The 12519-nt window shown below is 40.2% G+C and carries 9 protein-coding genes and 1 pseudogene; 3 read left to right on the forward strand and 7 right to left on the reverse strand.

Going from position 1 to position 12519, the window contains the following annotated elements; genetic code table 11:
- The 3 genes and pseudogenes from ED2_RS14955 to rplM form a co-directional block, all read right to left on the reverse strand.
- Positions 1–147 (reverse strand): annotated as a pseudogene (locus tag ED2_RS14955) (ISL3 family transposase); the annotation flags it as partial.
- A gap of 395 nt (positions 148–542) precedes the next feature.
- Positions 543–935 (reverse strand): 30S ribosomal protein S9, encoded by a 393-nt coding sequence (gene rpsI, locus ED2_RS08170; protein WP_005881201.1) that lies wholly within the window; start codon positions 933–935, stop codon positions 543–545.
- Between the two features lie 15 nt (positions 936–950).
- Entirely contained in the window at positions 951–1379 is a 429-nt protein-coding gene (gene rplM, locus ED2_RS08175) for a 50S ribosomal protein L13 (protein ID WP_034865780.1), read from the reverse strand.
- Between the two features lie 378 nt (positions 1380–1757).
- Here rplM and ED2_RS08180 point away from each other — a divergent pair, with 378 nt between their 5' ends.
- Complete coding sequence (locus ED2_RS08180) at positions 1758–2972, forward strand: argininosuccinate synthase (RefSeq protein WP_005881197.1); 1215 nt, start codon at positions 1758–1760, stop codon at positions 2970–2972.
- A gap of 57 nt (positions 2973–3029) precedes the next feature.
- Entirely contained in the window at positions 3030–4412 is a 1383-nt protein-coding gene (gene argH / locus ED2_RS08185) for an argininosuccinate lyase (RefSeq protein ID WP_005881195.1), read from the forward strand.
- 197 nt (positions 4413–4609) lie between these two features.
- On the opposite strand, the gene ED2_RS08190 is transcribed toward argH, so the two are convergent.
- Complete coding sequence (locus tag ED2_RS08190) at positions 4610–5077, reverse strand: Dps family protein (protein ID WP_005881193.1); 468 nt, start codon at positions 5075–5077, stop codon at positions 4610–4612.
- A 191-nt stretch (positions 5078–5268) separates the two neighbouring features.
- Positions 5269–6801, reverse strand: a complete 1533-nt coding sequence (locus tag ED2_RS08195) for a gluconokinase (RefSeq protein WP_016177779.1) — start codon at positions 6799–6801, stop codon at positions 5269–5271.
- Between the two features lie 76 nt (positions 6802–6877).
- Here ED2_RS08195 and ED2_RS08200 point away from each other — a divergent pair, with 76 nt between their 5' ends.
- Positions 6878–7561: a prepilin peptidase gene (locus ED2_RS08200; protein WP_016177780.1), complete on the forward strand. Its 684-nt coding sequence runs from the start codon at positions 6878–6880 to the stop codon at positions 7559–7561.
- Between the two features lie 213 nt (positions 7562–7774).
- Here ED2_RS08200 and msrA read toward each other — a convergent pair whose 3' ends face one another.
- Complete coding sequence (gene msrA / locus ED2_RS08205) at positions 7775–8308, reverse strand: peptide-methionine (S)-S-oxide reductase MsrA (protein WP_005881187.1); 534 nt, start codon at positions 8306–8308, stop codon at positions 7775–7777.
- 500 nt (positions 8309–8808) lie between these two features.
- Positions 8809–12459, reverse strand: coding sequence for a DNA-directed RNA polymerase subunit beta' (rpoC, locus tag ED2_RS08210; RefSeq protein WP_016177781.1), 3651 nt, complete (start codon positions 12457–12459; stop codon positions 8809–8811).
- Positions 12460–12519: the final 60 nt, after the last annotated feature.

Raw genomic sequence — 12519 nt, forward strand, 5'->3', positions numbered from 1 at the left:
CCACTCTTCTGGCTTGTACAGAAGAGTTCCTTTATAAATCAAGCAAATTTGCCCTTTATATTTTTCTTTAGTTAAACAATTTTCCTCGAAATAGATATTTAGGTCTAGAATATTTAGGGTATCTTTGATAAGCTGAGTATGAGACATCTTGAATCCTCCTATGAATTTGTTAGCCAAATTAATTCTAAAGGATTTCAGGGTGTCTTTTCTATATTTTTTTATACAAAAAAAGATGTTGGCGAAGTTCACCAACATCAAAAAGTATAGAGCCATTTTTTCTGATTTTTGTCCCACTCTCTACTCTTAGTATGTTTTGCTAAATTTCAGTTGTATCTTTCTCTACCAACACTAAATGTTGAAGAGCCTAAAAAGCTCGTACCCATTGTCGTACCCAAAAACACAAAAAAAGACACTCTCCATAATTTGGAAAGAGCCAGAAAAGTTAGGATCAAGGTAACTCGCCTCACCCATCATCCTTCTCATAACTAAAAAAACACACCCTCCAAAATGAAAGGTGTGTTTTTGCTTGAACGATAATAAAATTAACGTTTTGAGAACTGTGATGCTTTACGAGCTTTTTTAAGACCTGGTTTTTTACGTTCAACCATACGTGCGTCACGAGTAAGTAACCCAGCGCGTTTAAGAGCAAGACGGAAGTCAGGATCAACTTCTAGCAATGCACGAGCGATACCATGACGCATAGCTCCTGATTGTCCAGCGTAGCCTCCACCGTTTACGTTAACAAATACGTCATAAGCGCCTTTTGTTTCAGTAACAGCGAAAGGTTGATTGATAACTTCACGCAAGTCAGCATGTGGAATGTATTCTTCAACATCTTTTTTGTTTACAGTAATTTTACCAGTTCCTGGTACTAAGCGTACGCGAGCAACTGCATTTTTACGACGGCCTGTGCCGATATATTGAACTTGTGCCAATGAAATTCCCTCCTATTAGATTAAGTTTGTGATGTCTAAAACTTCTGGTTGTTGTGCTGCATGTGGATGTTCAGCGCCACCGTATACATTTAATTTTGTAAATTGTTTGCGGCCTAAAGTATTTTTAGGAAGCATTCCTTTTACAGAAGTTTCGATCAAACGACGAGAATTTTTAGCACGCAATTCGCCAGCAGTGATTGATTTCAATCCTCCTGGGAAGTTGCTGTGACGGTAATAAATTTTATCAGTCGCTTTTTTACCTGTTAATTTCACTTTATCTGCATTGATGACGATGACGAAATCGCCAGTGTCCAAATGAGGTGTGAAAGTTGGTTTATTTTTACCACGTAGTACAGATGCAACAACTGTTGAAAGACGTCCCAATGGAACATCAGTTGCGTCTACTACATACCATTTACGTTCTACTTCGCCTGGTTTGGCCATATATGTTGTACGCACGTTATTTTCCTCCAATTTAAGTTCTGATGTTTGACATACACTTCGAGTTTCCGGGGCTCTTTGTGGGGCAAACAATACCATTTAACATATTACCTTCTAATCCCCTTAATGTCAACGTTTTTTCTTTCTAATGAAAAATTTTAATTTTCAGTGCAAATTCTTTTATTCTTTTCATTTTTCCAACGTCCAATCAAAAATCCGCTTTGAATAAAATGATGGATATTCATAAATAAATGCATAATATATATTTTTATTTCGTTTTATTGTATATTTATTTATTAAATTGATTGATTTTTTATTTTTATGATGTTATCATTTGAAACAATCAATTCTGAAAACAATGAAAATTAAGGGGAGATTTCTATGAAAGAGAAAATTATTTTAGCTTACTCTGGTGGTCTGGATACATCTGTCGCAATCAAATGGTTAGCAGATGATGGATATGATGTCATCGCGTGCTGTCTTGATATTGGTGAAGGAAAAGATACTGCGTTCATCAAAGAAAAAGCATTACAAGTCGGCGCGGTTGCTTCTTATGCGATTGATGCGAAAGAAGAATTTGCCCAAGAATTTGCGAGTGTGGCGCTTCAAGGGCACACATTCTATGAACAGTCTTATCCACTGGTCTCTGCTCTTTCACGCCCCTTAATTGCAAAGAAATTAGTGGAACTTACTCGAGCAACGGGTGCAACAACGATTGCGCATGGCTGTACTGGAAAAGGAAATGACCAAGTTCGTTTTGAAGTGGCGATCAATGCCTTGGCGCCTGATTTAAAAATCGTAGCACCTGTTCGTCAATGGCAATGGTCTCGGGAAGAAGAGATTGCTTATGCGAAAGACAATGGGATTCCGATTCCTGCGAATCTAGATAACCCTTACTCGATTGATCAAAATCTTTGGGGACGTGCATGCGAATGTGGCGTATTAGAAGACCCTTGGGCAACTCCTCCTACTGGCGCCTATGAACTGACGACTGATTTGAAATACACACCTGATGAAGAAGATATCATTGAGCTTACCTTTGAAAAAGGGTTGCCCGTTGCATTGAATGGTGAGAAACTCTCTCTTTCACAACTGATCCTTGCAGTGAATCAATTGGCTGGTAAACATGGTATTGGCCGTATCGATCACGTTGAGAATCGTTTAGTGGGCATCAAATCCCGTGAAGTATATGAATGTCCTGGAGCTGTAACATTGATGCAAGCCCATAAAGAATTAGAAGACTTGACATTTGTTCGTGAATTGGCGCATTTCAAACCAATTATTGAACAACAATTGAGTCAAATGATCTATGACGGTCTATGGTTCAATCCTTTGACAGAAGCATTGCTTCAATTTTTGAAATCGACACAAGTGTATGTGAATGGTACGGTTCGTGTGAAACTGTTCAAAGGAAATGTCATCGTAGAAGGACGTAAATCAGAAAACAGTCTGTATAGTGAGGAATTGGCTACTTATACTTCTGCTGATACATTCGATCAACAGGCAGCTGTTGGTTTTATCAAATTATGGGGACTACCTTCAAAGGTCCACGCAGAAGTCCAAGAAAAACAGATGAACAAAACAAGTACGAAATAATTTGCAAATCATACAAGATTTACGCCGGATACTTGCCAATTACTGGGAGGAACAATAATGGAAAAACTTTGGGGTGGTCGTTTTCAAGGAAAAAGTGAAGAATGGATTGACGAGTTTGGAGCATCAATCTCTTTTGACCAAAAATTAGCAAAACAGGATATTTTAGGGAGTTTGGCCCATGTCAAAATGCTTGGTCACACAGGAATTCTTACGGTTGAAGAAACTGCAGCAATTACAGAAGGATTACAGACCTTACAAGCGAAACTGCAAGAGGGAAATTTACAATTTTCCATTGAAAATGAAGATATCCACTTGAATATTGAAACGTTACTGCATCAGGAGATCGGTGCAGTTGCCGGAAAATTGCATACAGCTCGTAGCCGAAATGATCAAGTCGCCACGGACATGCACCTGTTTTTGAAAGATGTTGTGCAGGAGATACTTGAAAAATTGCATCATCTACGCCAAACCTTTGTGGAAAAAGCGGAAGAACATGTAGAAACGATTGCACCTGGCTATACCCATCTCCAACATGCTCAACCGATTTCATTTGGTCACCATTTGCTTGCCTATTATCAGATGTTTACACGTGATTATGCGCGTTTAACAGAAAGTTTGAAACGAATCGATCTTTCTCCATTAGGTAGTGCGGCTTTAGCCGGGACAACTTTTCCGATCGACCGAGAATTTGCTGCTAAAGAGTTAGATTTTTCTGGTGTTTATGCGAATAGTCTAGATGCTGTAAGTGATCGTGATTTTATCCTCGAATTTTTGAGTAACTGCTCCTTGTTGATGATGCATTTGTCACGTTTTTGCGAAGAACTCATTTTATGGTGTAGTTACGAGTTCCAATATATTGAATTAACAGACACGTTTTCTACAGGTAGTTCAATCATGCCACAAAAGAAAAACCCGGATATGGCTGAATTGATTCGTGGAAAAACAGGACGTGTCTACGGAAATCTATTTGGTTTATTGACATTGATGAAAGGTCTTCCCTTAGCATACAATAAAGATTTTCAAGAAGATAAAGAAGGGATGTTCGATACCAGTGAAACGGTGTTGGCATGCCTGACTATCATGGATGGGATGGTTGCTACGATGAAAGTGAACAAATCACGTATGTACGCAGCCACTCAAAAAGATTTCTCGAATGCTACAGAATTAGCGGATTATCTGGCAGCTAAAGGATTACCTTTCCGCCAAGCCCACGAGATCGTTGGTAAGTTGGTTCTGCGTTGTACGCAGAAAGGTGGGTATCTACAAGATATTCCTTTTGAAGAATACCAAGCAATCAGTCCTTTGATCGAAGAGGATATCTATGTGACTCTTCAACCGGAAACTGCTGTCAAACGTCGTCATTCGCTTGGTGGGACAGGATTTGATCAAGTACGCTTGCAACTTGACCATGCGCATAAAGAGTTACTCACTGAAAATTAGAGATTGGCTTCCAAAAGAAGAAGGCTCTGCGTTTATTCTTCTATTCTTTGAAGAATCACTCATTGAAGCCATTTGCGGATAGCCATTCTCTTTCAAAAGGTTTCCAAATAAAAATGAATACCCCTCTAACATAAAAAACTGCGTGAAAGGAAACTTCCACGCAGTTTTTCTACTATTATATATTCTATCAATTATCTTTATGCATCGATTTCTGGTGCTTTGCCCAAGTGTGCTTGGATCATCCAGATACGTTTTTCAGTAGCTGTTTTAAATGCAATAAAGATGTCTTGTGTTGGGTCATCGCCTTCTTCACCAGATACTTCTATCCCTTTTTGGTAAAGGTCTGCTAAGTAGCGGTAGCCTTTAACAAGTGTTTCTAAGCGTTCTGGGATTGTACGGTCCCAACGGCCTACTTCATCAGGGATTTTTGTATTGTCAGCAAATTCCCGTAAAGTTGAGTAAGGTGAGCCATCTAACGTAATCAAACGTTCTGAGATTTCATCCAATTGTTCATTTAAATCATCCATGAACTCATCCATCATTGGGTGCAATGTCAGGAAGCCCGGCCCTCTCATGTACCAATGTGTTTGGTGAACCACAACAGACATTTGACTCAAATCTGCCACTAACTGATTTAATACTTCTTTGGTTTGTTGGAATTTCATTTTCTGGTTTCCTCCTAACTTTTATTTACATTAAAAGCATAGTAAACTTTGAGACAAAAGTACAATGAAACCATTTACTTGAGAATGATTTTCAACATAGAACAATTCTTTTTCAATCTGTATTCCTCAGTGCTTTCCCCTTTATCGCATCTTTGGTTCATCTCAATCTATTAGATTTCATTTTTTGAGTATCATGTTCTGGCTAATGATTGGCGAAGGTGTGCTAGTCGTTTATAGGTACTGGTTAATTGTTGTTGTGTATCAACGAATGTCGGATAAATGATTTCATAGATCTCGTGGATATTTTTCTGTACGGGAACTTGGGTCTCTAATTTGATCCATTTTTTGCCTTCATTTAATTCCTTGATTTTCCCTAGGCTCTGCCAGCCTAGAAAAACAGCCCCTAAAGCGGAGGCCTCAGAAACAGCTGGAAAGACGAGTGGATAGCCTAAGACATCTGCCATGAGTTGACGAAAAACATAGGATCGAGCAAATCCACCTGTCGCTCGTAGTTCAGATAGCTGACCTTCTTGGCAGATCCCTTCCAAGATCCGTTTCAAGTTGAGACAGATTCCCTCTAAGATTGCCCGCATCATTTCTTTTTCTGTGTGGTGCCGTTGGAGACCTAAGAAGCTTCCAGAAGCCTCTGCATCCCATAGTGGCGCTCTTTCTCCTAATAAATAAGGTTGGAAAAGTAAGCCGTTTGCTCCTGGAGGGACAAAAGCAATTGCTGAGAGCAGGGCATCGTAAGGATTGTCTCCTTGCGCAATCGCTTGTTGCGTGACTTCCTGCATCAAGGTTTGACTTGCCCAATCAAAGATCCCTGCACCATTACTTGTTGCCCCACCAACGACCCAATGGCTTTGATCCAATACGTAACAAAAGGTCTCCATATCTGGGTGCAACTGTGGATGATCTGTTATAAATCGGATAGCACCACTCGTCCCGACCGTTAATGCGGCGATATCCTCCCCAAATGCGCCTAATCCTAAATTTGAGAGCGGACCATCTGCACCGCCCAAAACAAATGATATATCATTTTCGAGTTTCAATATTTCTTGCATCTCTGCTTGAAGTTTCGGCATCTCCATAGTGGGTGGAGCTATTTCAGGTAACTGTTTTTCACTGATATTTAAGTAATCCAGCACTTCTTTTGTCCATCTGAACTGATGGATATCGAAGTATCCTGTGCCAGAGGCTGTACTATAATCTGTTATGAGCTTGCCAAATAAACGATAAATGATATATTCTTTGATCCCGATATAATACGCGGTACGTTCGATTAGTTCCGGTTGTGTTTCTTGTAACCATTTGATTTTTGCGAATGGCGTCATTGGATGAAGCGGCGTACCTGTTTGTTGGTAGATGCTTAGACCTAGTGGAGTGTTCTTCAATCTTTCTGCCTGTTCCACAGCACGTGTATCTGCCCAAGTGATCATTCGGGTAAGTGGCACCATTTGTTCATCGCACAAAATTAAACTGTGCATTGCTGACGAGAAGGAAATGACGTCAATCGTTGCTTCTTTAGAGAACCGTTCAGTCAATTGCTGGATCACTGTACAAACAGCATGGAAAATCAGTTCTTGATCTTGTTCTGCCATCCCTGGTTGTTCTTGGATCAAGGGATAAGGAAAGTACGCTGAATCGATGACTTGTGCTTGTTCATCGAAGGCGACTGCTTTGGTTTGGGTTGTGCCAATATCTATGCCAATTGAGATATTCATTTTATCACCTCTACTAAAAATTACGAAAAAATTGGAGCATTACTGACGTATCTTACCTAAAAAGGAGGATACATTCATGTTACTGTCTGTTATCATTGGTTGTTGTGTTGGTTCTTTCTTATGTTTGTCGGCACAACGGATTCCCCAAGATCATTCTATTATTTCTCCCAGATCACATTGTGTCAACTGCCACCATTTTTTGACATGGTATGAATTGATTCCTTTGCTTTCGATTTGCTTGCAACGATTTCGCTGTCGCTCTTGCCATGTTCCCTTACCCCAAAGCTATTTTTTAGCTGAACTGGCTTGTGGTGGGATCTTTGTTTGGTTCTTCCACTATGCACCAAGCACGGATCCAATGCTCCTTTTTTGGATACTTTCTGCTTTTTTGCTCTCACTGATGGATTGTTTTTATCTCTTCATTGATTCTAGGATACTTTACCTTATTTGGATCATTTTGTGGAGTTATTGGTTGCTTACTGGGCATTTTCAATTCACGACGGTTTTGATCCTATCGATTGTCAGTAGTCTTTTGATTTTTTATGCTACTGATTATTTAGGTTCCGGTGATTCATTGGTTGTATGGTGTTGGAGCGGACAACTCTTACTAGTACAATTACTGTACTTAGTCTTGATTGCTAGTGCCTTAGGAATTTGTTTTATGCTCTGCACTCATTTCTTCTTTCAAAAGAAGATCACAAAGTTACCCTTTCTGCTTTTTTTAAGTGTGGCTTTACTCGTTGTCCAACATATTGAATAACGCGATACTACAGCAATGAAAAAGCCGACATCTAGTTGCACCCTAGCTGTCGGCCGAACATAGAGGTCGAGAAAAAAGTCGTTTAGGTTTGAGAAATTGGAGAGAAAAACGAGGCTAGGACAGAAGTAAGAAACACTTTTGTCTCATTCTTTAGAAACGAATACACGGTGGGAGCAAAACTGATTTTTAGATTTGTCCCAGACTCTATCTTTTTTAGCTCTTTTTATCGCCCCAATGCTTTCTCAAAAAGCCTCCACGCCCAGAGCCTTCACGGTATAGCTGATAATGTACTTTGTTTTTCCTATAATAATCTTGATGGTATTCTTCTGCTGGATAAAAGTCGCTTTTAGGTTCGATTTTCGTTACGATCGGTTTATCGAATCGACCACTATCTTGCAGTTTTTGTTTTGATTTTTCCGCTATTTCCCGCTCTTCTTCATTCCCATAATAAATGACTGGCCGGTAGGAATCCCCTCGATCTGCAAACTGTCCTAACGCATCGGTCGGATCGGTTTGTTGCCAATAGATCTCCACCAGTTGTTCATAGCTGATGATGTCAGGATCATAGGCGATCTCCACGGCCTCCGTATGTCCTGTCGTTCCTGTTGTCACTTGTTCATATGTTGGATTAGGCACGTGTCCACCTGTATAACCTGAAACAACAGAGAATATACCTGGTTGCGTTTCAAATGGTTTTACCATACACCAGAAACATCCTCCGGCAAATACCGCTTTTTTTACTGCCATAATGATCAACTCCTTTCCTTTTATCATACTCATTTTAGATGAAAGTCCTATTGATTTGCTTAAATTACCCTACCAGGGTATTCAAAAAGCTGCTTTATTTCTGTTTTTCCTACTGCCTATTCCAGACTCAATTTTTTGATATTGTGGATAATTATTGAAAAAGAAAAAACTTATCCACCTGTGGATTTATTTTTCGTGTAACTTTTTGTGTTTCCTACTGACTGTTGATAGCTTCTTCCTACTTTTTTATCCACAATTTTTTAAAATCATTTGATAAACTCTAGGACGATTTATCTGTAAAATGACTCACAAGATGAGCATAGCTAGAATTCGCTTCAATAAATTTCTGTTTATGTTCCAATGAACTAGACTACTATTTTATTCAAAAAAAAGAGGATGTGATAGATTTTATCACATCCTCTAGTTCGAGTAACAAGGGAGAACAGAAGTCATTTCTTGATGAATCCTTCTGTTCTGACCGCTTTACTTACACGTTATGCTTATTTTTGTTCATTCATTGCATCTTCTGCAGCCATTTGTGCTTCGATGTCTGAAATACTATAAACATTTTCACTTGCTACACCGACTTCTTTTGGTTCCATGTTGCGGTAACGTGACATACCAGTACCAGCTGGGATGATCTTACCGATGATAACATTTTCTTTCAAACCAAGAAGTGGATCTTTCTTCCCTCTGATAGCAGCATCCGTCAAGACACGAGTTGTTTCTTGGAATGATGCAGCAGATAAGAAGCTGTTTGTTTCTAATGAAGCCTTTGTAATACCTAGTAAGACTGGACGAGATGTTGCAGGAACACCGCCGGCTACTAACGTATTGTAGTTTTGGTCTTTGAAATCTGCGATATCTAATAATGTTCCTGGTAAGATTTCTGTATCACCTGGGTCCATTACGCGAACTTTACGCAACATTTGACGAACCATTACTTCGATATGTTTGTCTCCGATTTCTACCCCTTGCATACGGTATACGCGTTGTACTTCACGTAGCAAGTAGTTTTCAACAGACAATACATCGCGGACTTGTAACAATTGTTTAGGATCAATCGAACCTTCTGTCAATGGTGCTCCACGATGGATCATATCGCCTTCAGCAACTTTCATACGAGCTGTATAAGGAACAGTATACGTACGTGTATCTGTTTTCCCTTTGATTGTTACTTCTTTTGTACGTGTCGCAGCGTCTTCTGAAATGTCGATGACATCTCCAGTTACTTCTGTGATCACGGCTTGCCCTTTCGGATTACGTGCTTCAAAAATTTCTTGGACACGAGGAAGCCCTTGAGTGATATCGTCTCCGGCAACCCCACCCGTATGGAACGTACGCATTGTTAACTGAGTACCTGGTTCACCGATTGATTGAGCGGCGATCGTACCAACTGCTTCTCCGACTTCAACGTCAGAGCCAGTTGCCAAGTTACGTCCATAACAATGTTTGCAGACACCGTGTTTTGTGTTACATGTGAAGACTGAACGGATCGTTACTGTTTCAACACCTGCATCAACGATTTGTTTTGCAACGTCTTCTGAAATCAATTGATTTCCAGCAATGATCACTTCATTTGTTTCAGGATGACGGACTTCTTTACGTGTGTAACGTCCAATCAAACGATCTTCTAGTGATTCAATGATTTCGTTTCCTTCACGAATCGCTTGAATTTCAAGCCCTCGATCTGTACCGCAATCTTCTTCACGAATGATTACGTCTTGGGCAACGTCTACTAAACGACGAGTTAGATAACCTGAATCGGCTGTCTTCAAGGCTGTATCGGTCATTCCTTTACGCGCTCCGTGAGTAGAGATAAACATTTCCAAGACAGATAGTCCTTCACGGAAGTTTGAAATGATCGGCAATTCCATGATTCGTCCGTTAGGGGCAGCCATCAATCCACGCATACCAGCAAGCTGTGTAAAGTTGGAGATGTTACCACGGGCTCCAGAATCAGACATCATGAAGATTGGGTTTTTCGCTTCCAGACTTTCCATCAGTTTTTGTTGGATGTTGTCTTTGGCAGCGTTCCAAACAGCGATTACGCGTTCATAACGTTCATCATCAGTAATCAACCCACGACGGAATTGTTTAGTGATTGTTTCAACTTGTTTATGGGCATTTTCAATGATTCCTTGTTTTTCATCTAGTACACTGATATCTGCGATACCCACTGTGATACCAGCATGAGTGGAATGTTTGTACCCTAAGTCTTTCATACGGTCAAGCATCTTAGAAGTTTCTGTTACTTTGAAACGTTTGAAGACTTCTGCGATGATATTTCCTAAGTTTTTCTTCTTGAATGGTAAGACTAATTCTTGCTCTTTGATGTGTGCCGGAATATCTGTACCTGCTTCAACAAAATATTTATCCGGTGTTTGGACTGTTAAGTTGAAGTCAGTAGGTTCATTCAAGTAAGGGAATTCTGGTGGCATGATTTCATTAAAGATGATCTTACCAACAGTTGTGATCATCGTACGTTCTTTTTGCCATTCAGTAAATGGTTTTTCACCTAGTGAATTAGGGTTCACACCGATACGTGAATGTAAATGAACGTAGCCATTACGCCATGCGATCACGGCTTCATTTTGATCACGGAAGACCATACCTTCGCCTTCACGTCCTTCTTCTTCCATCGTTAGGTAGTAGTTACCTAACACCATATCTTGAGAAGGGGTTACAACTGGTTTACCGTCTTTTGGATTCAAAATGTTTTGAGCAGCGAGCATCAACATGCGTGCTTCTGCTTGTGCTTCTTCGTTCAATGGTACGTGAACAGCCATTTGGTCTCCATCGAAATCGGCATTGTAAGCTTCACATACAAGTGGATGCAAACGGATTGCACGACCTTGAACTAATACTGGTTCAAATGCTTGGATACCAAGTCTGTGAAGCGTAGGTGCCCGGTTAAGTAAAACTGGGTGTTCTTTGATTACGTCTTCTAGGACATCCCAAACTTCGTCTTCTTGACGCTCGATTTTACGTTTCGCATTTTTGATATTTGAAGCAAGTTCACGTTGAACAAGTTCACGCATCACAAATGGTTTGAATAATTCGATCGCCATTTCTTTTGGTAGACCACATTGATACATTTTCAAGAATGGTCCAACAACGATAACCGAACGACCTGAATAGTCCACACGTTTACCAAGTAAGTTTTGACGGAAACGACCTTGTTTCCCTTTCAACATATGAGAAAGAGATTTCAATGGGCGGTTACCTGGTCCAGTAACTGGACGGCCACGACGACCATTATCAATCAATGCGTCAACAGCTTCTTGTAACATACGTTTTTCATTTTGAACGATGATACCAGGAGCGTTCAAGTCCAACAAACGTTTCAAACGGTTATTACGGTTGATTACTCGACGGTAAAGGTCGTTCAAGTCACTTGTCGCAAAACGGCCACCTTCTAATTGGACCATTGGGCGTAGATCTGGCGGGATGACAGGGATAACATCCATGACCATCCAGCTTGGTTCATTTCCTGAAGCACGGAAAGCTTCTAAAATGTCCAAACGACGGATCGCACGTGTACGTTTTTGTCCTTGTGCAGATTTCAATTCTTCTTTTAATTCAGCTGCTTCAGCATCTAAATCAACATTATCAAGTAATTGTTTGATTGCTTCTGCTCCCATAGCTGCTTGGAATTCTTGTCCATATTGTTCACGTTTTTCGCGGTATTCGCGTTCAGTCAACAATTGTTTTTTCTCTAAGTTTGTGTTTCCAGGTTCGATGACCACATATGAAGCAAAGTAAATGATTTCTTCTAGTGCGCGTGGGCTCATGTCTAATACAAGACCCATACGAGAAGGAATACCTTTAAAGTACCAGATATGTGAAACAGGTGCTGCTAATTCAATGTGTCCCATACGTTCACGACGAACTTTTGAACGTGTGACTTCCACACCGCATCGATCACAAACGATTCCTTTATAACGGATACGTTTGTATTTTCCGCAGGCACATTCCCAGTCTTTTGTAGGACCAAAAATCCGCTCACAGAACAACCCTTCGCGTTCAGGTTTTAAGGTACGATAGTTAATCGTCTCAGGTTTTTTTACTTCACCGTAAGACCAGCTTCTGATTTTTTCGGGAGAAGCCAAACCTATTTGCATACTTTCGAATTTATTTACATCGATCAAAAGGGGTTCCCTCCATTTCGTTTAATGGCAAAACCGCAAGGCGGCTGATCATCGACCGCC

Source organism: Enterococcus durans NBRC 100479 = LMG 10746, from assembly GCF_001544215.1.
GTDB classification, from domain to species: domain Bacteria; phylum Bacillota; class Bacilli; order Lactobacillales; family Enterococcaceae; genus Enterococcus_B; species Enterococcus_B durans.

What these genes read in the sequence shown, in the direction of transcription:
- argH (WP_005881195.1), top strand. Translation starts at nt 3,030, where the DNA reads ATGGAAAAACTTTGGGGTGGTCGTTTTCAAGGAAAAAGTGAAGAATGG.
- msrA (WP_005881187.1), bottom strand. Translation starts at nt 8,308, where the DNA reads ATGGCAGTAAAAAAAGCGGTATTTGCCGGAGGATGTTTCTGGTGTATG.
- ED2_RS08180 (WP_005881197.1), top strand. Translation starts at nt 1,758, where the DNA reads ATGAAAGAGAAAATTATTTTAGCTTACTCTGGTGGTCTGGATACATCT.
- ED2_RS08200 (WP_016177780.1), top strand. Translation starts at nt 6,878, where the DNA reads ATGTTACTGTCTGTTATCATTGGTTGTTGTGTTGGTTCTTTCTTATGT.
- rplM (WP_034865780.1), bottom strand. Translation starts at nt 1,379, where the DNA reads ATGGCCAAACCAGGCGAAGTAGAACGTAAATGGTATGTAGTAGACGCA.
- ED2_RS08195 (WP_016177779.1), bottom strand. Translation starts at nt 6,801, where the DNA reads ATGAATATCTCAATTGGCATAGATATTGGCACAACCCAAACCAAAGCA.
- ED2_RS08190 (WP_005881193.1), bottom strand. Translation starts at nt 5,077, where the DNA reads ATGAAATTCCAACAAACCAAAGAAGTATTAAATCAGTTAGTGGCAGAT.